A 22,084-nucleotide genomic window follows, 5' to 3' on the forward strand; every position below is an offset into this window, starting at 1 on the left:
GGCAATCAGCCTGTGTGGCGGGGACGGGAGAGTGGCAGCGCCGGGCGTGGCAGTCGTGTTTGCTGGTGGGGGTACGGGGCGTGGTCCCCGGGAGGAGATCGTGATGACCGACCGCGAAGGGTCCCGCTGGGTCCGGGGCCGTACCGCGCTGGTGGCCTTTGCCGTGGTGACGGCGCTGGCGGCGGGCGGGGTGTGGTTCAGCCAGGCGTCGGACCGCGCGTCGGCGGTGGATGCGGCGCCGAAGACGGCGGCGGTGCAGGACGTGAAGGAGGACGCCAAGCAGTCGGGCGGGCTTCCGGGGGTGCGGGACTGCGGGATCGGTGAGCCGGAGATCAAGCCGCAGGTGATTACGTTGACGTGTGCGGACGCCGGGATGGTGGCGACCGCGATCACGTGGAAGAAGTACGGGGCGCGGGATGCGCTCGGGGTGGGTGTGGTGCAGGTGGAGAAGACGGCGGCCGGGGTGGGGACGGAGTCCGGGTTTCCGGCGACGTTCCGGCTCTACGGGCCGAAGCCGGTGGACGGCGGGCTGGCGTTCACGGGGCTTGAGGTGACGTACGAGGGGTCGACGCCGCTCGGGGACACGACGGAGATGTACAACCTCGCGTGATGGGCATTCGAGGCCGGATCGCCCTGGCCATTTCGTGTATGACGGCGCTGGCGGTGGTGGTGCTCGGTTTTGCCGTGCACCACATAGCGGACGCGGAGCGGGAGCGTTCGGCGCGTGCGTATCAGGACGACCGTCTGAGTTCGGCGCTGCAGATCTACGAGCGGGACGGCACGCTGGCGCTGGGCGCGCAGCTGGATGATGCGACGTTGCCGTCGCCGTTGCGGGAGGCGGTGTTCAAGAACCGGTCGGGGACGTATGTCAGCGGCGGTGAGGATCCGCGGGTGTGGGCGGCGACGGGGGTCGGTGACGGGGACGGGAGTACCCCGGCGCGGTCGTTGTCGGTGTCGGCGGCGTATCCGGATGACGATCCGGCGCAGGTGGCGCTGGACCGTGCGTTGTTGATCGCCGGGTGCGGGACGGTGGCGCTGATGGCGGTGGTGTCGTGGTTCGTGGCGCAGCGGTTGTCGCGGCGGTTGCGGTTGAGTGCGGCGGCGGCGCGGCGGATCGCGGCGGGTGAGCCGCCGGACGCGGACGCGTTGGCGAGCCGGGGCCGGGACGAGGTGGCCGAGCTGGGCCGGAGCGTGCATCACATGGCGACGTCGTTGGCGGCGCGGGTGGAGGCGGAGCGGGAGTTCACCGCTGATGTGGCGCACGAGCTGCGGACGCCGGTGGCGGGTCTGGTGGCGGCGGCGGAGTTGTTGCCGCAGCCGCGGGCGGTGGAGATGGTGCGGGACCGGGCGCAGGCGATGCGGCGGCTGGTGGAGGACCTGCTGGAGGTGTCGCGGCTGGACGCGGGGGTGGAGCGGGCGGATGTGGATGCCTGTGAGCTGCCGTCGCTGGTGCGCGGGATCGTGAAGCGGGCGGCGCGGCAGCGGGGGGTGGACGAGGTGTCGGTGGCCGTGGAGGGGGAGCCGCGGATCGTGGAGACGGACCGGCGCCGGGTGGAGCGGGTGCTGGTGAATCTGCTGGCGAACGCGGCCAAGCACGGCAAGCCGCCGATCGAGGTGGTGGTCGCGGGGTCGCGGATCGTGGTGCGTGATCACGGTCCGGGGTATCCGGCGGAGTTGTGTGCGGAGGGTCCGCGGCGGTTCCGTACGGCGGCGCCGGAGCGGGGTACGGGGCACGGTCTGGGGTTGACGATCGCGGCGGGGCAGGCGGAGGTGCTGGGGGCGCGGCTGGACTTCGGCGCCGCCGTCGGGGGCGGCGCCGAGGCCGTGCTGGAGTTGCCGGACCGTGCGGTGGTGGATCCGGTGGTTACAGCCCCAGGTCCTTGATGATCTTGGCGACGTGGCCGGTGGCCTTGACGTTGTAGAGGGCGCGTTCGACCTTGCCGTCCTCGTCGATGACGACGGTGGAGCGGATGACGCCGGTGACGGTCTTGCCGTAGAGCTTCTTCTCGCCGAAGGCGCCGTAGTTCTCGAGGACCTGCTTGTCGGGGTCGCCGAGGAGGGTGACCTTGAGGTTTTCCTTCTCGCGGAACTTGGCGAGCTTCTCCGGCTTGTCGGGGGAGATGCCGATGACGTCGTAGCCGTGGCCGGCGAGGAGGTCGAGGTTGTCGGTGAAGTCGCACGCCTGCTTGGTGCAGCCGGGGGTGAGGGCGGCCGGGTAGAAGTAGACGATGACCTTGCGGCCCTTGTGGTCGGCGAGCGAGACCTGCTTGCCGTCCGCGTCGGGCAGGGTGAAGGCGGGGGCGGTGTCGCCGGGCTGCAGTCGCTCGCTCATGACTCTCCTTTGGTCGGTCCGTACACCCCGACATTAGCCAGGGGGACTGACAGGCGGGGCCCGCGGGGCGCCGCGGGTGCGCGAAACGGGGGTGCTGTGGGGCGCGCGGGGGCATGAGCTGACAGACTGTCCATCACGAATGGTGCGAGACGACGGAGGCAGCGCGGTGGCGGAGGCCAGGACCCCGGCGCAGATCGAGGCGGACATCGCCTTCAGGCGGCAGGAGCTCGCCGTCACGCTCGACGAGATCGGTGTGCGGCTGCACCCGAAGACGATCATGGATGAGGCGAAGGCGAAGGCCGCGGCCGCGGTGGACCGTACGGCGGGGCGGGCGTATGTGGCCGCCAACCGCGCGGTGTCGGACGTGCGGGCGCAGCTGGTGTCGGAGGACGGCACGCCGCGGCTGGAGCGGATCATTCCGGTGGCGTTGGTCGGTGTGGCCGTGGTCGGTCTGCTGACGCTGCGTGTCAGGCGGCGTGGCTGACGGAGGGGGCGCGGGGCGTGGGTGTGCGCTCCGTTGCGGGGGCGCGGCCGGGCCCGTGGTGCGTGGTGGGCCCTGCCTTGCAGGTACGGTCGTGCCGTGAGCCCGAATAACACCAAGGACACCCACGACAAGCTGCCGATCCGGATGCTGCACGACCGCGTGCTGGTCCGGACGGACATCCCGGAGGGCGAGCGGCGCTCGTCCGGGGGCATCGTCATTCCCGCGACCGCGGCGGTGGGCCGGCGCCTGGCCTGGGCCGAGGTGGTCGCCGTGGGGCAGAACGTGCGGACCGTCGAGGTGGGGGACCGGGTGCTGTACGACCCGGAGGACCGAGCCGAGGTCGAGGTGCGCGGCGTGGCGTACGTGCTGATGCGTGAGCGGGATCTGCATGCGGTGGCCGCGGAGCGGCTGGAGGGTGCGGAGGACGCGACGGGGCTGTATCTGTAGGTCCGGATCCGTGGGTCCGGTGCCGGTGGCGGGTGGTGACGTGGGTCACCGCCCGCCATGTTTGCGTTTTGCTAGCCTCGGGAGGAACCCGACGAGACGCGCCGTACCGGGTCAGGACAAGACGACGCACCCCTGTTGAAGCTCGTGGAGCTCTTTCGTGGAGGTGCCGTCATGGCGTGGGTCCTGCTCGTGGTCGCCGGTCTGCTGGAGGTGGGCTGGTCGGTGGGGATGAAGTTCACCGAGGGCTTCACCCGGTTGTGGCCGAGTGTGTTCACCGGCGCGGGGATCGTCGTCAGCATGCTGTTGCTCTCGTACGCGGCGAGGAGTCTGCCGATCGGTACGGCGTACGGGGTGTGGGTCGGTATCGGGGCGGCGGGGGCCGCGGTGGTGGGGATGGTGGTGCTGGGCGAGCCGGCGACGGCGGCCCGGATGTTCTTCATCTGTCTGCTGCTGGTGGCGGTCGTCGGTCTGAAGGCGACGTCGGGTCACTGACGCCGCCCGGGGCGGGTCATGGCCGGGACATCGCCGTCCACCAGCGGGAGCGCAGCCGCCGCTCGAAGTCGTCGCCGCCCGGGCCCACGGTGGGGAAGTCCTGGGTGGGTTCGGTGGTCGGCGGGGTGGGCGTCGGGAAGGTGGGGGACGGCGGCAGGGTGGCCGGCGGGGTGGGGGCGCCGGTGGTCGGCGCGGGCGTCGTCGGGGTGCCGGAGGGGCCGGTGGTGGGGGAGACCGAGTCGCTGGGTGACGGGGAGGCGCTGTCGGAGGGTTCTTCGGACGGTGAGGGTTCGGCGCCGTCGGCGAGGTGCAGGTCGAAGTCGTGGACGGGGCGGCCGCGGAGGGCGGCGGCGGTGTAGTCGGCCCAGATCTCGGCGGGGAAGTCGCCACCGTTGACGCGGGCCAGGCCGGCCGCGCCGTAGAGGGGCTCCTGTGCGGCGGTGTCGGGGTTCTGGCCGAGTACGGCGACGACGGTGGCGAGGTCGGGGGTGTAGCCCGCGAACCACGCGGCCTTGTCCTCCTCCGCGGTGCCGGTCTTGCCGGCCGCGGGCCGTCCGGCGCCCTGGGCGGCGGTGCCGGTGCCGCCCTCGACGACGCTGCGGAGCATCGCGGTGGTGGTGTCGGCGGCCTCGCGGGGGACGGCGTCGATGCGCTCGCGGTCGGGCAGTTCGATCTCCTCGTCGCTTCTGGTGACCTTGTCGACGAGGGTGTAGGGCCGTCGGCTGCCGTGCTGGGCGAGGGTGGCGTAGACCTGCGCCATGTCCAGGACGCTGGGGGTGGCGGTGCCCAGCGCGATCGCGCCGCGGGAGGCGGCGAGGCTGGGGGTGTCGGCGGGGATGCCCAGGTCGACGGCGGTGTCCTTGACCTTGTCGGGGCCGACGTCGATGCCCATCTGGGCGTAGACGGCGTTGACGGATTTGTCGGTGGCCTCGGTGACGGTGATCGGGCCGTAGGAGCGGTCGTCCTCGTTGGCGGGCGCGAAGCCGGTGGCGTGGCCGTCGCTGACCGTCATGCGCTTGTTGGTGCCGTCGTAGACGGTGTTGGGGGTGATGGGGGTGCCGTCCTGGGTGGTGGCGCGGTTCTGGACGGCGGAGGCGAAGACGATCGGCTTGAAGGTGGAGCCGACCTGGTAGTCGGTGCGGGTGGCGCTGTTGACGTACTGCTTGGCGAAGTCGATGCCGCCGTAGAGGGCGACGACCCGGCCGTTGCGGGGGTCGATGGAGGCGCCGCCGGCGCGGACGTTGCGGTCGGCGGGGCGGGAGTCGTCGAGCCGGTCCATCAGGCGGGTGTTGACCGCGGTGACGAAGGCGTTCTGGCGGCGTTTGCTGAGGGTGGTCGTGATGCGGTAGCCGCCGGCCCGCAGGGTCGCCTCGCCGAGGATCCGGTGGTCGGTGAGGTAGTCCTTGACGGCTTCGACGAGGTAGCCGCGCTGGCCGGTGAGGCCGGGGGAGGTCTTGGCGGGGCGGGGTGCGGGGAAGCGCATCGCGGCCCGCTCGGCGGGGCTCAGCCACTTCTGTTTGACCATGCCGTCCAGGACGTAGTTCCAGCGGGCCAGTACCCGCGCCCGGTTCCCGGGGTGGGCGGTGAGGTCGTAGGCGCTGGGGGCGTTGAGGAGGGTGGCGAGGTAGGCGCCCTGAGCGGTGGTCAGCTGCTCGGAGTCGCGGCCGTAGTACGCCTGGGCGGCGGCCTGGATGCCGTAGGCGTTGCGGCCGTAGTAGCTGGAGTTGAGGTAGCCCAGCAGGATGTTGTCCTTGCTGACCTCGCGGTCCAGCTTGACGGCGATGAAGAACTCCTTGGTCTTGCGGGTGAGGGTCTGCTCCTGGGCGAGGTAGTAGTTCTTCACGTACTGCTGGGTGATGGTGGAGCCGGACTGCTTGCCCTTGCCGGTGACGGTGTTCCAGGCGGCGCGGAGCATGGCGGCGGGGTCGACGGCGGACTCCGAGTAGAAGTCGCGGTCCTCGGCGGCGAGCACGGCCTGCTGGACGGACTTGGGGATCTGGCTGAGCCGCACGTTCTGCCGGTTGACCTCGCCGTCGCGGGCGAGTTCGGTGCCGTCGGAGTAGAGGTAGACGTTGCTCTGGGCCTTGGCGGCGCTGTTGGCCGGCGGGATGTCGACGAGGAGGTAGCCGGCGATCAGCGCGCCGATGACGAGCAGCAGGAACAGCAGCACGGTGCCGAGCATCGTGCGCCAGCTGGGCAGGGCCCGGCGCCAGCCTGTGCGTGGTCCGCTCATGTCTGTATGGACTCCTCGGCCGTCGCCGATGGTTGTACCCCGGCGGGGGATCGGTGTGGTGTGCGGCGGGTTCGTGCCGTACGCCCGGAAAAGCAACTGTCGCCCGTTGGGAAACTTTCGCATCATGCGTCCCGGTCAGCGGGGGTGGCGCGCACCTGGGTCCGCCAGCTGACCGGCTGAATGGCGCCCATGACTCACCCGAAGCGGTGATAAATCGATGGTGCCCGCGGCTCCGGCGTCTTAGGCTCCGGTGCTTTGCTGTCGGACGAGGACGGGGCCGGGTGAGCGCGCGTGTGGTGCGTGGCGGTGGCGGCCGGGAGCTTCCGGCGGTACGCGACTTATCGGGTGGCCACGGTGGCCGGCGTGTTCACCAACACGGTCTTCGGCTTCATCGTTGCCTACGCCTACCTCGCGCTGTGGGCGGAGCGGCCGCATCTGGGCGGCTACGACCGGGCGCAGGCGCTGACGTTCGTGTGGATCGCGCAGGCGCTGCTGGCGGCGTCGGCGCTGATGTCCGGCGGTGGTCTGGACGAGCTTCAGGAGCGGATCCGTACCGGGGACGTCGCGGTGGACCTCTATCGGCCCGCGGACCTCCAGTTGTGGTGGCTGGCCGCGGACCTGGGGCGGGCGGCGCTCCAGCTGATCGGCCGCGGGGTGGTGCCGCTGACGGTGGGTGCGCTGGTCTTCCCGCTGGCGCTGCCCGGGGACGCGGCGACCTGGGGCTGGTTCCTGCTGTCGGTGCTGCTGGGGGTGGTGGTCAGTTTCGCGCTGCGCTATCTGGTGGCGCTGGCGTCGTTCTGGCTGCTCGACGGCTCGGGGCTGTCCCTGATCAGCGGCCTGGCCTGCATGTTCTTCTCGGGGATGGTGCTGCCGCTGCGGGTGTTCCCCGGCGGTTTCGGTGAGGTCGCCCAGCTGCTGCCGTGGGCGGCGATCCTTCAGGTGCCGGCGGATGTGCTGGTGGGGGCGCGCGGCGGGGACGGGCTGGTGCGGGGGCTGGTGTTCCAGGCGGCGTGGGGCGCGGCGCTGCTGGCCCTGGGCCGGCTGGCGCAGTCGGCGGCGACCCGGAAGGTGGTGGTGCAGGGTGGCTAGGGAGACGTCCCCCAGGGGCGGCTCGTCATCCGGGGCGGGCCGGATCGCCCAGGGGGTGTTCGCGTACGGGCTGATCGCGCGGATGTGGGTGCGCTCGACGCTCGCCTACCGCGCGTCGTTCGTCATGATGACGGTCGGCAACTTCGCCGCCTGCGCGCTGGACTTCGTCGCGATCATGCTGATGTTCTCGCAGATCGACGCCCTCGGCGGGTTCTCGCTGCCCGAAGTGGCCTTCCTGTACGGCACGTCCGGTGTCGCGCTGGGCCTGGCGGACCTGCTGCTGGGCAGCATGGACCGGCTGGGGCGGCGGGTGCGGGACGGCACCCTCGATGTGCTGCTGCTGCGCCCGGCGCCGGTCTTCGCGCAGGTCGCGGCGGACCGTTTCGCGCTGCGCCGGCTGGGCCGGATCACTCAGGCGCTGCTGGTGCTGGGCTGGTCGGTGTCGCGGCTGGACGTGGAGTGGACGGTGGGGCGGGTGCTGATGGTGCCGCTGATGGTCCTGTGCGGTACGGCCATCTTCGGGTCGGTGTTCACCACGGGTGCCGCGTTCCAGTTCTGGGCCCAGGACGCGGCCGAGGTGCAGAACTCCTTCACGTACGGCGGCAATGCGCTGCTGCAGTACCCGCCGACGGTGTTCGCCAAGGACCTGGTGCGCGGGGTGACCTTCCTGGTGCCGCTGGCCTTCGTCAACTGGCTGCCCGCCCTGCGTCTGCTGGGGCGTGAGGATCCTCTGGGGCTGCCGGGGTGGGCGGATTTCCTGGGGCCTGAGGTGGCCGTGTTGATGTGCGCGGGGGCCGCGCTGGCCTGGCGCCGCGGCCTGCGGGCCTACCGCAGCACCGGGAGCTGACGGCGTGCCAGGAGAGGACGGGAGCGGGCGGATGCGTACGGAGACGGCAGGAGGCGGGACGGTGGCCGGTGACGGCGCGGCGGCGGAGCCGCTGATCGAGGTGGACGGCGTCGAGAAGGTGTTCTCGGTACGGCGCCGGGCGGGCCGGCTGCGGCGGGTCCGCCAGGAGGTGCGGGCGGTGGACGGCCTCACCTTCCGGGTGCCGCGCGGCGAGATGGTCGGCTACATCGGGCCGAACGGCGCGGGGAAGTCCACCACCGTCAAGATGCTGACCGGCATCCTCACGCCCAGCGGCGGCCGGCTGCGGGTCGCCGGCATCGATCCCGCGCGGGAGCGCACCCGGCTCGCCCGCCGGATCGGGGTGGTCTTCGGCCAGCGCACCACGCTGTGGTGGGACCTGCCGCTGAAGGACTCCTACGAGCTGGTGCGGCGGATGTACCGGGTCCCCGACCCGGTCTACCGCGCCAACCTCGACCGCTGCGTGGAGCTGCTGGACCTGGCGCCGCTGCTGGCCGTCCCCGTACGGCAGTTGTCCCTGGGGCAGCGGATGCGCGGCGACATCGCGGCGGCGCTGCTGCACGACCCGGAGGTGCTGTATCTGGACGAGCCGACCATCGGGCTCGACGTCGTCAGCAAGGCGAAGGTCCGGCAGTTCCTGCGCGAGGTGAACGCCGAGCGCGGCACCACGGTCCTGCTGACCACGCACGACCTGACCGACATCGAGCAGCTGTGCCGCCGGGTGATGGTCATCGACCACGGGCGCCTGGTCCACGACGGCGGACTCGACGCGCTGCGGGCGGCCGGTGAGGGGGAGCGGACGCTGGTGGTGGACCTGGAGCGGGAGCTGCCGCCCCTGGAGGTGCCCGGCGCCCGTACGGTCCGGGTCGAGGGCCCTCGGCAGTGGCTGGCCTTCCCCGCCGGGCGGAGCGCGGCGCCGCTGGTCACCGCGATCGCCGAACGCTATCCGCTGGTGGATCTGTCGCTGCGCGAGCCGGACATCGAGGAGGTGATCGCCCGGCTCTACGCGGGCGCGCACGGGCCGGCGCCGCGTTGAGTCCGCGGGTGCCGCCGCCCTTGTGCGCCGGCGGGTGCTCGGCCGCCCCGGTCCGCCTTAGGCCCGCGACGAGTTGACCACGTCGTCGTGCAGCTCGGCCCGAGGATCGGGATGCCGTCCTAGTCTGTCCGTATGACTGAAGAACTCCCTGAGTTGCGGGCCTCCGACGCCGACCGTGAGCGGGTCGCCGAGATCCTGCGGGACGCCCTCGCGGAGGGGCGGCTGGTGATGGAGGAGTTCGAGGAGCGCCTCGACGCGGCCTACCGGGCGCGCACGTACGGGGAGTTGGAGCCGCTCACCGCCGATCTGCCGACCGGTGCGGCGGCGCCGGGGGCGCCCGCGGGGCTGTCGCTGCGCAAGGACACCGGGGCGGTGACGGCCTGGTCGGAGCGGATCGTCAGCGGTGTGGAGGGCTCGTCGGCGGGGGTCGGCATCCTGGGCGGCTTCCAGCGCAAGGGCCGGTGGACGATCGGCCGGCGCTTCACGGCGGTCTGCTGCATGGGCGGCGGCGAGATCGACCTGCGCGAGGCGAACTTCGCCGCACGCGAGGTGACCGTCACCTGCTGGGCGTTGATGGGCGGGGTGAACGTCGTCGTCCCGCCGGGCGTCGAGGTCGACGTCCGCGGCCTGGGCATCATGGGCGGCTTCGACGCGCACGAGGACGGGACACCGGGCGAGCCCGGCGCGCCCCGGGTGATCGTCAAGGGACTGGCGCTGATGGGCGGCGTCGGCGTGGAACGCAAACTCCCCAAGGCGGAACGCCGCCGCCTCAAGGAGGAGCAGCGCCGCCAGAAGTCCCTGGACCGCGAGGACCGCGAGGACCGTAAGGAACTGGGCTGAGGCCCGGGCCGGCCGGGCCGCCCGCCGCCGGCCGGTCCGTTCGCGCTACAGCGACGCCGGGGCCGACTGGCGGAGGTGGTCGAGGTCGAGGGTGTTGGCCATGGCCCGGTAGCCCTCGTCGCTGGGGTGGAGGTGGTCGCCGGAGTCGTAGGACGGGCGCAGGCGGACCGGGGCGGCGGGGTCGCGGAGGGCCTTGTCGAAGTCGACGACCTCGTCGTAGACGGAGCCGGAGCGGATGATGTGGTTGACCCGTTCGCGGACCGAGTTCAGCAGGGCGGAGTAGCCGCGGTGTCCGCCGAACGGCGTAAGGGTGGAGCCGGTGACCCGCAGGCCGCGGGCGTGCGCCTCGCGGACGATCAGCCGCATGCCCGCGACGATCTTCTGCGGGTCGAGCTGGCGCGGCGTCTTGAAGAGGTCGTTCAGGCCGATCTCGACGACGACCGCCTTCACCCCGGTGCGGGAGAGGGCGTCGCGGTCGAGGCGGGACAGCACGCTGGGGCCGTTGTTCGGGGAGAACCGGCTGCCGTTGACCAGCAGGCGGTTGCCGCTGATGCCCTGGTTGAGGACGCCGTAGCGGGGCGCGCCGGGTTCGTTGCGCAGCCGCGCGGCGAGGAAGTCCGTCCAGCGGTGGTTGGCGCCGGCGGTGGAGGTGATGCCGTCGGTGATCGAGTCGCCGATCGCGACGACCGAGCCGCGGGCCTCGGTGCTCCAGACGTCCACGCCGGTCAGATAGCGCCAGTACGGGCTCTGCTCGGTGTAGGCGGCGCCGGTGCCGTCCTCGGCGCGGTCGCCGCGCGCCAGGTAGGAGGTCTGCCGGGCGTACGGGTGGTAGGTGGCCGGGCCGGAGGGCGAGGGGGAGTAGGTGGTGACCAGGAGGTCGGTGTCGCCGGGGACCTTCAGCCGGGCCGGGTCGCTGGTGACCGCGCCGCCCGCCGGGATCGTCACCGCGGGCTTGCCGCCGAAGGTCAGCCGGCGCATGGTGCCGGCCGCGGCGGTGGGGTCGCTGGGGGCCGCGGCCAGCGCCAGGGTGGCGTGGCTGACCACCAGCGGGCGGGTGCCGTAGAGGTTGGAGAGCTGGATGCGGGCGCCGCGGCCGCCGACGCTGGTGTGCACGACGTTGCGTATCGACATGCCCGCGTACCCGTCGAGGGTGCCCGGCTCGGCCGCCGCCGCGGCCGCCGACCAGGTGCCGACCCACTGCCCGGAGACGGCCGGCGCGGCGGGGTCGCGCTGCTTGTGCGGGGAGCTGCCGGGATCGCCGTCCTCGCCGCCGAAGCCGACGAATATCGCGGTCGAGATCAGCACCACCACCGCCGCCAGACCGGCGAGCAGGGCGTAACCCACGCTTTTCTTCATGCGGGAGAAATCTCCTGGGTGAAGCGGAGCGGTGTGCTCCGGGCGGGCAAGGGCAGCGGATGATCAGCGGCACCGTTGCGGTCCGATCGGTTCCTTCATGATCCCACGGACCTCCGGGCAACCGCCCGGCACCCCGTTCGGTGCCTCCACGCCTGGGACGCGGGGAACTCGTGGTCCGTTCCGGGAGTAGGTCACAGTGGGAGTTACGGCCGGCCCGGTGGCCGGGCGTGCGGAGCAGGATAGGCCGTACGGCTGACGGGGGGCACGGTGGGAGCGGTGGAGCGGATGGAACGGACGAGAGCGGACCTGGCACCGAAGAGCGGAGCGACGCCCCCGGGGGCGGCCGCGCGGGGCCGGGCGGCGCCGGGCGGCGGCTTCACGTACGGCGCGGCCGACGAGGAGCGGCGGCGTGGCGTGCGCCGGATGAAGACGCTGGCCACCGGCCTGCTGCTGGGGGTCGCGCTGGTCTACGCCCTGGCGAAATGGGCGGGCAACGCCGGGGCGGGCGGCTGGACGGGCTTCGTGGCGGCGGCCGCGGAGGCCGGGATGGTCGGTGCGCTGGCCGACTGGTTCGCGGTCACCGCGCTGTTCAAGCGGCCCATGGGCCTGCCGATCCCGCACACCGCCATCATCCCGACGAAGAAGGATCAACTGGGACAGAGCCTGGGTGATTTCGTCGGGGAGAACTTCCTGTCCGGCGAGGTCGTACGGCTCCGGCTGCGCTCGGTCGGCATCGGCCGGCGGCTCGGCGGCTGGCTGGCGGAGCCGAGGAACGCCGACCGGGTGACCGCCGAGCTGTCCACCGCGCTGCGCGGCGCGCTGACCGTGCTGCGCGACTCCGACGTGCAGGCGGTGGTCGGCGAGGCGATCACCCGCCGGGCGGACGCCCAGGAGATCGCGCCCGGTCTCGGCACGCTGCTGGAGCGGGTCGTCGCCGAGGGCGGCCACCGGAGGGTGGTCGACCTGGTCGTCGCCCGCGCCCACGACTGGCTGGTCGAGCACGGCGACTCCGTCATGGCGGCGGTCTCCGGTGGTGCCCCCGGCTGGACGCCGCGGTTCGTGGACCGCAAGGTCGGCGACCGGGTGTACAAGGAGCTGCTGCGCTTCGTCACCGAGATGCGGGACATGCCCGAGCATCCCGCGCGCGGCGCCGTCGACCGCTTCCTCAGGGACTTCGCGGTCGACCTGCAGAGCGATCCGGACACCCGGGCCCGCGTCGAGCGGCTGAAGTCGGAGGTGCTGAGCCGCGGTGAGGTGCAGGACCTGATCGCCTCGGCCTGGAACGCGGTCCGCGCGATGATCGTGGCCGCCGCCGAGGACGAGCGCAGCGAACTGCGGCTGCGGGTGCGGGCGGCGCTGCTGTCGCTGGGCCGGCGGCTGGCCGACGAGGAGCGGCTCCAGGGCAAGGTGGACCGCTGGCTGGAGGGCGCGGCCGTCTACGTGGTGACGACGTATCAGAGCGAGATCACCGCCCTGATCACCGACACCGTCGCCGGCTGGGACGCCGAGCACACCTCGAAGAAGATCGAGGCGCACATCGGCCGTGACCTGCAGTTCATCCGCATCAACGGCACGGTCGTCGGCGCGCTGGCCGGCCTGGCCATCTACACCGTCTCCCGGGCGTTCGGCGGCTGACGCCGGGCCGGGCCGCCGGGGGCCGGCGGGCGGGCCCGCGCCGCCTCTGGTGACCTGCGCCCGCAGGGCTTACGGTGCCCGCGTGCGGGAGCGGATACCGGTAGTCGTGCAGGGGCGGCGGCGTCCCCGCCGCGCGCGTGCCGCGCGGGCGCTGTGGACGGCCGCGGAGCTGGCCGTGACGGCCGGCGCCGTCCTGCTGCTGCTCGTCGCGCACCAGTTGTGGTGGACGAACCGTCAGGCGCGGGACGCGGCGCGGGACGAGGTGACGCAGCTGGAGCGGCAGTGGCAGCACGCCCGGTCGTCGTCCCCCGCCCCGGCCCCCGCGCCCCGGGACCGTACGCCGTCCGGGGACGGTACGCCGCCCGGCGACGGCGGCACCCGGCCGGCCCCGGACCGCGGGCCGGCCGCCCGCGGGGCCGCCCGGCCCGCGCCCGGCCTCGCGTACGCCGTGCTGCGCATCCCGCGCCTCGGGGTGACCGCCCCCGTCGCCGAGGGCACCGGCAAGGCCGCGGTCCTCGACAAGGGGTATGTCGGGCACTACCGGCACACCGCGCAGCCCGGCGAGGCCGGCAACGCCGCGCTGGCGGGGCACCGCAACACCCACGGCGAGCCGTTCCGCCACCTCGACCTGCTGAGGCCGGGGGACACCGTCGTCGTCGACACCGCCGCCGCCCGCTACACCTACGTGGTGCGGCGGATCCTGCCGCGGACCACACCGGGCGACGGCACCGTGCTGGCGGCCGTCCCGCACAGCGCCGTGCACCCCGCCTACCGGTTCACCGCGCCCGCCGCCTATCTGACGCTGACGACCTGTACGCCCGCCTACACCTCCACCTACCGGCTGGTGGTCTGGGGCGTGTTGCGGTCGACACAGTCGCGGTGAGAGCGGTGCCGCGTCGCCTAGGCTCTTGCCACGTGCCTTCTCCGTTTTCCGGTGGTCGATCCCCGGGCTCCCGAAAGCGCCCCGCGCTGCTGTGGCTGCTGCTGCCGTACGTGCTGTTCCTGGCGGTGCTGCCGCTGGTGAACCGGGTCACGCCGACCGTGCTGGGCCTGCCCTTCCTGTTCTTCTGGATGCTGGTGGCCACCCTCGCCACCCCGGTGGCGGTGTGGCTGGCGCGCCGCGCCGACCTCCGGCGGGGCCTGGGCAAGGAGGGTTCGTGAACGCCGCGGTCGCCACCGCCGTCTTCGGCGGCTTCATGGTGCTCACCGTCGCCCTGGGCCTGCTCGCGGTGCGGGGCAGGGGGTCCGGCGGGGGCCTCACCGAGTGGTCGGTGGGTGGCCGCAGCCTGGGCACCGTCTTCATCTGGGTGCTGATGGCGGGGGAGAGTTACACCAGCTTCAGCTATCTCGGCGCGGCCGGCTGGGGCTACAACTTCGGTGCCCCGGTGCTGTATGTGCTGGCCTACATGTCCTGCGGCTACGCCCTCGGGTACGTCGTCGGGCCGATGCTGTGGGCGTACGCCGGCCGGCACGGCCTGGTCGGCATCAGCGACATCGTCGCGCACCGCTACCGCCGGCCCTGGCTCGGCGCCGCGGTCGCCCTGCTCGCCACGGTCTGCCTGCTGCCGTACATCCAGCTCCAGATCACCGGCATGGGCGTGGTCGTCTCCACGATCTCCTACGGTGCCATCAGCCTGAACTGGGCGTACTTCATCGGCTTCGCGGTGACCACCGGGTTCGTCGTGGTCAGCGGGCTGCGCGGCAGCGCCTGGGTCTCCGTCCTCAAGGACATCCTGGTCATCGCCACCCTCGGCTTCCTCGTGGTCTATGTGCCGCTGCACTACTTCGACGGCTACGGGCCCTTCCTGCACCGGATCGTCGCGGAGAAGCCGCAGTGGCTGACCTTCCCCGGGCACGCCTCGGGCGGTCTGGGCCAGGTCTGGTTCATCACCACCACCGTCGTCAACTCCCTGACGGTGGTGATCTTCCCGACGACCGTGGCCGGCTATCTGGGGGCCCGCAACGCCGATGCGCTGCGCCGCAACGCGATGTACCTCCCCTTCTACAACGTGCTGCTCTTCGTGCCGATGCTGCTGGGTCTGGCGGCGCTGTTCGTGGTGCCGGGGCTGACCGGCGCGGACTCCAACCTCGCGTTGTTCAAACTGGTGGTGGACTCCCTCCCGGCCTGGGCCGTGGGCGTGATCGGCGTTGCCGCGGCCCTCTCCTCCATCGTGCCGATGGCCGTGTTCATGCTGGTCATCGGCACGATGTGGGGGAGGAGCGTGCTGGGTGCGGTACCGCGGCTGGCGTCCCGTCAGAAGCTGTGGTCGCAACTGGTGGTGGTGGCGGCCGGCGCGGTGGCCCTGCTGCTGACCTACACCGCCCCCAACACCCTCGTGCGGCTGTCCCTGATCTCGTACGAGGGCATGGCGCAGCTCGTGCCGATGCTGCTGCTGGGGCTGGTGTGGCGGGGGCTGACGTGGCGCGCCGCGGTGAGCGGCCTGGTAGCGGGCTTCGCTCTGGTGTGTGTCCTGGTCTTCGGGGGACACGACCCGCTGTGGGGGATGAACGGGGGGCTGGTCGCGCTCGCCGTGAACGTGGTGGTGGCGCTGGCGGTCACCTGGCTGGGGCCGCGGGACGCGGACGAGCGGCCGGACGCCGAGGTGCTGGCGCTGGACGACGAGTTCCCCCGGGACGAGGCGCTCGCGCCGGGCGGCCGGGTCAGCCCGCCGGCGTCGTCGTGATCTTCTTGCCGTCCTTGGAGACCGCGAACCACAGGCCCATCTTGCCCTGACCGTTGATGTCGCCGGGCTGCTTGTCGCCGGTGAAGGTGTAGACCGGCCAGCAGTCGACGGCGAGCTGGCGCAGCCCGTCGGGACGGGTGACGGTGGAGATCAGCTTGGCCGGGATGCCCTTGAGCTTGGAGCGGTCGGCGGGCTTGGCGGGCTTCCAGGTGTCCAGGCAGGCGTCGTTGCAGCCGAACTTCATCGGCCAGGCGCTGTCCTTGTTGAAGCGGTAGAGGGTCATGCCGTTGCCGTCGACGAGGATCTGGCCCAGCTCGGGCTGGTTGAGCACCGAGACGTCCGCGGCGTCCTGCGCGACGGCCTTCTTGCCCTCGGCGGTCAGCGCGTTCCAGGTGCCGCCGACGCCCTGGCCCTTGGTGTCACCGGCCTTGGTGTCCTTGGCGTAGCGGTAGGCGGGCCAGCCGCCGATGGTCAGCTGCTTGGTGCCGTCGGCCCGGGTGACCGAGCCCAGCGCGCTCTTGGCGATGCCCGCGGGCGCGGTGGCGCCGTCGGCGGGGACCGGCGGCCAGGTGGTGGCGCAGGAGCCCGAGCAGTTCGACGTCGGCGGCTGGGCGGTGTCCTTGTCGAAGCGGTAGAGGGTCATGCCCTTGGCGTCCGTGACGACCGGGCCGAGCTTGGCGTCCTGATGGAGCGCCAGCGTCCCGGCGCTCGGGCCGGTCTGCGCGGACTTGCCGCTGTCGCCGCCGGCCTGGCCGCCGTATGTGCCGTCGCCCTGGCCGGAGCCGGAGGAGCCATAGCCGTAGTCGCTGGTGCCCTGGCCCGCGGGCTGGACCGAGTCGGCGTTCGGCGAGGTGCCGGCGCCCTGGTTGGTGCTGCTGCCGCAGGCGGCGGTGAGCGCCAGGGTGGCGACCGCCGCGGCCGCGAGTCCCGCACGACGTCGAGTGATCATGGTGTCTCCAATGCCGGTGGGCGAGGTCGATCGGTATGTGGTGGTTCGTTGCTTGCTGGGCGAGTTGCCGTCGCCCGGGAATACGGCGTACGGGGTGGCCCGCGTTCAACGCCCGCGAAGTTTTTCTCCGCCGGGCGAAAACCCGGGCCACAGCCGTCAGTTGCCGCCCTGCACCCGCAGCGCCAGCGCCGGGCAGCGGCGCACCGCCAGCTGCGCGCGGCGCCGCATCCGGGCCGGCAGCGGCATGCTGGCGCGCTCCGGGTAGCCGTCCGGGCCGAGCTTGACGATGCCGGGCACCACGTCCGCGCACAGGCCGTGGCCGCGGCACAGCGTCCAGTCGACCAGCAGCCGCTCCTGCGGCGGGGCGGCGGCCGGGGACGGCGGCGGGGTGGCGGCCGGCGGTGGCTGGTGCCCGGTGACCGGCAGCGCTCCGGTCACCGGGCGGCCGCACCCGAACCCCTGCGCGTGGCGCTCGAACTCCTCGGGGAAGGCGCCGAGGGCCGAGGCGACGAAACGCGCGGTGCCGTCCGGGTGGCTGCAGGCGCCGCGCTTCTCCACGGCCCGCATCCGGGCCCGTACGGCGTCCAGCGCGCCCTCGCCGCCGCCCCGCACGGCACGGGCGAGTTCCTCGGCGAGCGCGGGCAGGCCGAGGACGCACGGGCCGCACTGGCCGGCCGACTCGGCGCCCATCCACTGCGCGACGCGCACCGTCTCGCCGGCCGGACAGGTGTCGTACGGCAGCGGCAGCACCGCGCCGGCGCCGAGCACCGCCTTGTAGTCGGCGAGCGCCTCCCGGGACAGCGTCGCGGTCAGCGCGTCGGTGGCGGACACGAACGTGCCGTGGTAGCCGCCGATCAGCACGCCCTGTCCCTGGTCCATCCCGCACAGGGCCAGCACCCGGGAGAGGGACACCCCGTAGGGGACCTCCACGACCATGCTGCCGGCGACCGTCAGCAGCAGGGTGCCGGGCTCGGCGGGCAGCCCCACGTTGCGGTAGCCGAGCGCGCCGAGCCGTGCGGCGACGGCGAGTTGGGCGTAGGTCTCGGTGTTCGACAGCAGCGTCGGCACCCCGTTCAGCCCGCGCTCGCTGGAGCGGATCTTGCGGCCGGAGGGCAGGCCGGGGCCGCCGCCCAGCCCGTTGGTCATGGCCGACCCCTCGCCCGTGACGAACCGCTCGGTCAGCAGGGTGACCCGTAAGGCCGGCCGGACCGGGCCGCGTTCGGCGATCGCCCGGCGCACCGAGTCCTCGACGTCTTTGCGGGTCACCCCGAGGGCGACCTCCTGCGCGCCGAGCGCCTCGGCGGCCAGCAGCGCGCCGTCCAGGACCAGGTGCGGGGCGTGCAGCAGCAGCGCGGTGTCCTTGAGGCAACTGGGCTCGCCCTCGCTGCCGTTGACGACCACCGCGCCCTTGCCGTCGGCGCGTTTCATCCCGTCCATGACGGCGGTCAGTTTCCGGGCGAAGGGGAAACCCGCGCCGCCGCGGCCGCGCAGGTCGATGTCCTCGGCCAGCGCCACCAGCTCCTGAGGGGAGAGCTGGGGCAGGCCGCCGTGCCGGGCGAGGTGGGCCACCCGGTCCATGCGCGGTACCTCGTCGAGGCCGGCGAGCAGCCGCGGCGGCCCGAAGGACGCCAGCGTCGGTACCGGCTCCGGTCCCTGGAGGGCGGGCAGGAGTTGGGTCGGGGCGGGGGCGGTCATGGGAGTTCTCCTGAGTTCCTGCGTTCGTCGCGCAGCCGCAGCGCCAGCCGTACGGCCACCGCGGCAAGGCATAGGGCGTATCCGACGACGGCGTAGCCGGCCGCGGCACGGCCCGACTTCAGGCCGTGCACCAGGGCGAGGCCCCAGGCGAGATACGCGCTCATGTGCAGCGCCCGCCACCAGCGGGACGCGGTGATACCGGTGAAGGCGCCGCGCACCGCGCCGGTCACGGCGACGGCGACGAACACATAGGCGGCGAGGGTGCCCAGTCCGATGAGCACCGGCCGCGCGCCGTCGGTGAACGGCACGGCGACGGACACCGTGCCGACGTGGCCCTCGGCGACCTTCACCCAGATGTGCAGTCCGAGGAAGCCGAGTCCGGCGACGCCGGTGCCGCGGTGCACGGCCTGGGCGAGCAGCCGGTGGTTCGAGTGCAGCACCATCCGGTCGGTGGCGGCCAGCCCCCACAGCACGGTGACCGACAGCGAGACCAGGGCGAGCACCCCGGCGCCGAAGTCGAGGAAGCGCATGAGGGTGTCCATCGCGCCGGAGTGCAGGGTGACGGCGATGAAGAGCAGCAGCGCGGCCGGAAGTGCCGGCCGCAGCACGGCAGTTCCGTTGAGCCCGCCGCCGGGCGCGCGTCGGTCCGGCGGCCCGGGTTCGTTCGGCGGGCGCCGGGGGCGGGGCACGGTCGGCGAGGGACGGGCGCGGTGTGCACGGCGGCCCTGGCGGCTCTGCAGGCGTGGTGCGGACATCGGACCTCCCGGTGTCGGGGCACGGGTGCGGGATACGAATTTCGACGAAATTCCCGGCGGTGGTATTTGCCGGGGCTTTTGCGTGTGTGACCCCCGGTAACACTAAACATTCCGTAACCGGCTGGATACGCAGGGCCGTAATCCGGATGTGCAAAAGCATCTACGAACGCGTTCAGGCTTTCGTAAGGTTTATCGCGCTGTGACAAATTCCTGCACCGGCGTCGCGGTCGCGCGGGAGGACTCCGGATGATGCCGACTCAGGCGCACGGGGGCGCCGCTCCCCTGTCCAAGCCGCATCCCCGCCAGGATCGAGGTTAGCGATGTGTGATCTCCTCAACCGCATCTGGTCGCGTCCCCGAGGCGAGTGGACCCGGGTGGTGAGAAATGAACTCCCGGGCCTCGCAGAGAACGTGGTCGCGGAGTTGCAACGCGGATTTCCCGCATTGGCTGCTCTTCTCGGTGATACCCCCGTAGAAGAGGCAGAATGGGCGCTGGAACAGGCGCTGCTGACAGTTCTGGGTTACCAGAAAGAGTCGGAAAGTAAACGTCCGGCCGTCTCGTCCGTTGTCACCCCGATGCCCGTTGCACGGGCCCGCCAGGACCTCTTCGAGGTGCTCGCCGGCCAACGCGAGGCACCGGAGGACGGCTTGGACGAGCTGGCCCGCGCGGCCGGCTGGCCGGTCCCCGACACCCTCCAGGCCGTCGTGCTCGCCACCCCCGCCGAGGCACCCCAACTCGCCGCCGCACTGGGCCACGCGCTCATCGGCACCGTGGACGGCTACACCTGCCTCTTCGTGCCCGACCCGGCCACCCAGACCCGGGCCCGCCTGGAGGCCGCCCTCAAGGGCCGCCCCGCCGCGGTGGGCCACGTCGTCCCCGCGACCGACACCGCGTCATCCCTGCGGTGGGCCCGCTACTTGCTGACCCTGGCCCCCGGCCGGGTCGGCCCCGAGTCCCGCCCCGCGTTCGTCGACGACCATCTCTCCGCGCTGCTCCTGCTGCAGGACGAGTCCCTCGCCGACGCCCTCACCTCCCGCTGGCTCGGCCCGCTGGAGGAACTGACGCCACGCCAGAGCGAGCGCCTCGAAGTCACCCTGCTCGCCTGGCTGGAGGGCGGCGGCGCACCGGAGGCGGCGAAACTCCTGCATGTGCATCCCCAGACGGTCCGGTACCGCCTCCGCCAGATCGAGAAGCTCTTCGGTCCGGTCCTGCGCGACCCCCGCACCCGCTTCGAACTCGAAATGGCGTTGCGCAGCCGCCGTCTGATGGCTCATGTCCGCAGCTACCGCGCCCGGGCGGGCCGCCGGGCCCGCGCGGTGGCCTCCTCGATACGCCCCCTCGGCGTCGCCCGCGAGGCCCGCGTCAACGGCCTCTGACCCACGGCCCGGCCGGTCGTCCCCGTCGGGACCCGTGACCGTGGCTCACCGGAACGACGCGACAACTGAATCGATGCACCGGCTGCTCTGACGTTCGCCACCCCAATGTCAGCCACCGGTCATCAGAACGCGACGGCCCCGCCCCCGGGGAGAGTTACCGGGAGGCGGGGCCGTCGCTTGTGCGGTGCCGCCGGCGGTCGCACTTTGGTTGAATGGAAAAGCGTCCTCCGGAATCCGCGGAAAGCGCCTTCCCGTGCATGCCGGACGCCATTCCGTAGCGCGCGTAACGGCTGTCCCGGGAATCCCCATCGCTCCGATCTGCCGAAGAATTCCGCATTTCGATAATGATGCCTTTCGGGCCCGCGCGGAAAGTGTGCATTCTCTTTCCGGGCCGCCGACGCGTGCGGCAAATCTCCCGGTCGTCATCGGCGCGTCCGTACGGCCATTTCCCGGCCGGTCGCAAGAGACGCCGTACGAACCGTTCCGGACGGGGTGCGGTGCGCCGAAAAGGTTTTTCCGGCGGTCGACGGCCAGGACGTTCTCGCGGGTTTTTGTGTCGCCGGCGGGGGCCCGGCCGCCGGCCGTCGAGATGGCCGGGGCGGGCCGCCGTCCGGGTGCCTTCCGGCCGGTGAAGCCCGGTCCGGCCGCTGGCCGGCGAGCCGTGGGCGCGGCCGGTACAGGCGGGTGGCGGTGACCTGTGCCCGCGCCGCGTACTGCGCGACGCCTCGGTGGATTCCGCCGCCACCTAATGTGTCGGCGATGTTTACCGCCGGGCCGGCGAACTTCTTCACCCGACCTTCCAAGCGGTCGGTTACCCGGGTGAAGTACCGGCACCGGTCGCGAAGTTTTCAGGAGCAGACGGTGAAGTATTCGTGCGCATGACGCCGGCCCCCCGCCAGCGCTGGTGATCTTTCCTCACATGCGCTATTGGACGGCGGGGACGGGCGGCGCGGTCTTCGCATCAAGGATGTAGCAAAGCAGCAAATTCTCGGGGCGGGGAAGGGCGCTGGCGGGGTAAAGCCCCGCACGTTATGGGGTGTTGGTGCGGCCGTCCCTGGGTCCGAAAGCCGCCAGCGCGTCGGCGTCCGTGGCGCGGGCGTGGAGGTAGTAGTCGGCCCAGGCGGCGGCGTCGGGGTAGGTGGAGATGCGGGTGAGCCGGCGGACGGCGGCTTCCAGGTCGTAAGGGGTGTGGCGGAGGTCGGTGCCGGGGCCGAGGAGGGCCCAGTGGGCGCCGGGGCGGCCGTAGGGCATGCCGACGCTGCCGGGGTTGACCACCAGACGGCCGTGGGCGAGGCGGACGAAGGGCATGTGGGTGTGGCCGCACACCACGGTGCGGATGTCGTCGTCGAGGCCGGTGAAGACCTCCTGCCAGCGGTCCAGGCGGGAGTCGACGAGGACGACTTCCTCGTCGTCGCGGGGGGTGGCGTGGCAGAAGAGGACGGTGCCCAGGCCCCGCACGGGCAGGGTGAGCGTGCGGGGGAGGGAGGCGAGCAGGTCGAGGTGGTCGGGGCGGAGTCGGTCGGCGGCCCAGGGGGTGAGGGGGTCAGGGGTGGGGGCGGAGTCGGGGGTGTGCCGGCGGTGTTCGAGGAGTTCGCGGTCGGCGTTGCCGGCGATCCAGCCGACCCGGTCGCCCAGGGACATCAGCAGGTCCAGGACCTCGGTCGGTTGGGGGCCGGCGGCGATGTCACCGGTGAGGACGATGCGCTCCGCGGCGCGGACGTCCGGTTCGGCGAGCACCGCCTCCAGAGCGGGCAGCACCCCGTGGATGTCGGAGAGTACGGCTACGCGGTTCAACATGGCCACCACGGTGGGCCGG

The 22,084-nt window shown here is 72.5% G+C and carries 21 protein-coding genes and 1 riboswitch; of the genes, 14 read left to right on the top strand and 7 right to left on the bottom strand.

Annotated features, from left to right (window positions below):
* The first annotated feature begins 103 nt into the window (after positions 1-103).
* A complete protein-coding gene (locus tag OO62_RS17815; RefSeq protein ID WP_033268421.1) occupies positions 104-610 on the top strand; it encodes a hypothetical protein in 507 nt (168 codons plus the stop codon).
* Positions 610-1,884, top strand: coding sequence for a sensor histidine kinase (locus OO62_RS17820; RefSeq protein ID WP_033268481.1), 1,275 nt, complete (start codon positions 610-612; stop codon positions 1,882-1,884). The genes OO62_RS17815 and OO62_RS17820 overlap by 1 nt, the downstream gene beginning before the upstream one ends.
* On the opposite strand, the gene bcp is transcribed toward OO62_RS17820, so the two are convergent.
* Entirely contained in the window at positions 1,865-2,332 is a 468-nt protein-coding gene (gene bcp, locus OO62_RS17825; RefSeq protein ID WP_033268422.1) for a thioredoxin-dependent thiol peroxidase, read from the bottom strand. The two genes, OO62_RS17820 and bcp, sit on opposite strands and share 20 nt — an antisense overlap.
* 166 nt (positions 2,333-2,498) lie before the next feature.
* On the opposite strand from bcp, the gene OO62_RS17830 reads away from it, so the two are divergent.
* From OO62_RS17830 to OO62_RS17840, 3 genes are all read left to right on the top strand, one after another.
* A complete protein-coding gene (locus OO62_RS17830; protein WP_033268482.1) occupies positions 2,499-2,816 on the top strand; it encodes a DUF3618 domain-containing protein in 318 nt (105 codons plus the stop codon).
* 144 nt (positions 2,817-2,960) lie between these two features.
* Positions 2,961-3,263, top strand: coding sequence for a GroES family chaperonin (locus OO62_RS17835; RefSeq protein ID WP_048828920.1), 303 nt, complete (start codon positions 2,961-2,963; stop codon positions 3,261-3,263).
* A gap of 70 nt (positions 3,264-3,333) precedes the next feature.
* A riboswitch (guanidine-III (ykkC-III) riboswitch) is annotated at positions 3,334-3,394 on the top strand.
* Positions 3,395-3,434: 40 nt separating this feature from the next.
* Positions 3,435-3,755 (top strand): DMT family transporter, encoded by a 321-nt coding sequence (locus OO62_RS17840; protein WP_033268423.1) that lies wholly within the window; start codon positions 3,435-3,437, stop codon positions 3,753-3,755.
* A 16-nt stretch (positions 3,756-3,771) separates the two neighbouring features.
* Here OO62_RS17840 and OO62_RS17845 read toward each other — a convergent pair whose 3' ends face one another.
* On the bottom strand, positions 3,772-5,988 hold the full coding sequence (locus OO62_RS17845; RefSeq protein WP_051733361.1) for a transglycosylase domain-containing protein: 2,217 nt from the start codon (positions 5,986-5,988) through the stop codon (positions 3,772-3,774).
* Positions 5,989-6,279: 291 nt separating this feature from the next.
* Between OO62_RS17845 and OO62_RS17850 the strand changes: the two genes are divergently transcribed.
* From OO62_RS17850 to OO62_RS17865, 4 genes are all read left to right on the top strand, one after another.
* The gene (locus OO62_RS17850) at positions 6,280-7,077 is read left to right on the top strand and encodes an ABC transporter permease (RefSeq protein ID WP_033268424.1); all 798 of its coding nucleotides are present in this window, start codon (positions 6,280-6,282) and stop codon (positions 7,075-7,077) included.
* Between the two features lie 82 nt (positions 7,078-7,159).
* Positions 7,160-7,924 carry an ABC transporter permease gene (locus OO62_RS17855; protein WP_078617229.1) on the top strand — a complete coding sequence of 255 codons (765 nt, stop codon included), beginning with the start codon at positions 7,160-7,162 and terminating at the stop codon, positions 7,922-7,924.
* A 31-nt stretch (positions 7,925-7,955) separates the two neighbouring features.
* Positions 7,956-8,978 carry an ABC transporter ATP-binding protein gene (locus OO62_RS17860; protein WP_051733363.1) on the top strand — a complete coding sequence of 341 codons (1,023 nt, stop codon included), beginning with the start codon at positions 7,956-7,958 and terminating at the stop codon, positions 8,976-8,978.
* A gap of 132 nt (positions 8,979-9,110) precedes the next feature.
* Positions 9,111-9,818 carry a DUF1707 SHOCT-like domain-containing protein gene (locus tag OO62_RS17865; protein WP_033268426.1) on the top strand — a complete coding sequence of 236 codons (708 nt, stop codon included), beginning with the start codon at positions 9,111-9,113 and terminating at the stop codon, positions 9,816-9,818.
* 45 nt (positions 9,819-9,863) lie between these two features.
* Here the strand turns inward: OO62_RS17865 and OO62_RS17870 are convergent, their stop codons facing one another.
* The gene (locus OO62_RS17870; RefSeq protein WP_033268427.1) at positions 9,864-11,174 is read right to left on the bottom strand and encodes an SGNH/GDSL hydrolase family protein; all 1,311 of its coding nucleotides are present in this window, start codon (positions 11,172-11,174) and stop codon (positions 9,864-9,866) included.
* A gap of 285 nt (positions 11,175-11,459) precedes the next feature.
* Between OO62_RS17870 and OO62_RS17875 the strand changes: the two genes are divergently transcribed.
* The 4 genes from OO62_RS17875 to OO62_RS17890 all read left to right on the top strand — a co-directional run bounded on the left by OO62_RS17875 (position 11,460) and on the right by OO62_RS17890 (position 15,493).
* Positions 11,460-12,809, top strand: coding sequence for a DUF445 domain-containing protein (locus OO62_RS17875; RefSeq protein WP_033268428.1), 1,350 nt, complete (start codon positions 11,460-11,462; stop codon positions 12,807-12,809).
* 82 nt (positions 12,810-12,891) lie between these two features.
* Entirely contained in the window at positions 12,892-13,692 is an 801-nt protein-coding gene (locus OO62_RS17880) for a class E sortase (protein WP_164993286.1), read from the top strand.
* A 32-nt stretch (positions 13,693-13,724) separates the two neighbouring features.
* Positions 13,725-13,970 (top strand): DUF3311 domain-containing protein, encoded by a 246-nt coding sequence (locus tag OO62_RS17885; RefSeq protein WP_078617220.1) that lies wholly within the window; start codon positions 13,725-13,727, stop codon positions 13,968-13,970.
* Positions 13,967-15,493 carry a sodium:solute symporter family protein gene (locus tag OO62_RS17890; RefSeq protein ID WP_033268429.1) on the top strand — a complete coding sequence of 509 codons (1,527 nt, stop codon included), beginning with the start codon at positions 13,967-13,969 and terminating at the stop codon, positions 15,491-15,493. Before OO62_RS17885 ends, OO62_RS17890 begins: the two co-directional genes overlap by 4 nt.
* Here the strand turns inward: OO62_RS17890 and OO62_RS17895 are convergent.
* The 3 genes from OO62_RS17895 to OO62_RS17905 all read right to left on the bottom strand — a co-directional run bounded on the left by OO62_RS17895 (position 15,471) and on the right by OO62_RS17905 (position 18,892).
* Positions 15,471-16,442 carry an SCO0930 family lipoprotein gene (locus OO62_RS17895; protein WP_033268430.1) on the bottom strand — a complete coding sequence of 324 codons (972 nt, stop codon included), beginning with the start codon at positions 16,440-16,442 and terminating at the stop codon, positions 15,471-15,473. The genes OO62_RS17890 and OO62_RS17895 overlap by 23 nt on opposite strands.
* 156 nt (positions 16,443-16,598) lie before the next feature.
* Positions 16,599-18,137, bottom strand: coding sequence for an NADH-quinone oxidoreductase subunit NuoF family protein (locus tag OO62_RS17900; protein ID WP_051733366.1), 1,539 nt, complete (start codon positions 18,135-18,137; stop codon positions 16,599-16,601).
* A complete protein-coding gene (locus OO62_RS17905) occupies positions 18,134-18,892 on the bottom strand; it encodes a hypothetical protein (protein WP_228332458.1) in 759 nt (252 codons plus the stop codon). The genes OO62_RS17900 and OO62_RS17905 overlap by 4 nt, the downstream gene beginning before the upstream one ends.
* A gap of 575 nt (positions 18,893-19,467) precedes the next feature.
* Between OO62_RS17905 and OO62_RS41350 the strand changes: the two genes are divergently transcribed.
* Complete coding sequence (locus tag OO62_RS41350) at positions 19,468-20,268, top strand: PucR family transcriptional regulator (RefSeq protein ID WP_078617221.1); 801 nt, start codon at positions 19,468-19,470, stop codon at positions 20,266-20,268.
* A gap of 1,029 nt (positions 20,269-21,297) precedes the next feature.
* On the opposite strand, the gene OO62_RS17915 is transcribed toward OO62_RS41350, so the two are convergent.
* Positions 21,298-22,065: a metallophosphoesterase family protein gene (locus OO62_RS17915; protein ID WP_033268433.1), complete on the bottom strand. Its 768-nt coding sequence runs from the start codon at positions 22,063-22,065 to the stop codon at positions 21,298-21,300.
* Positions 22,066-22,084 lie beyond the last annotated feature (19 nt).

It is taken from the genome of Streptomyces lydicus (genome assembly GCF_000717345.1).
In the GTDB taxonomy this organism is placed as follows: domain Bacteria; phylum Actinomycetota; class Actinomycetes; order Streptomycetales; family Streptomycetaceae; genus Streptomyces; species Streptomyces lydicus.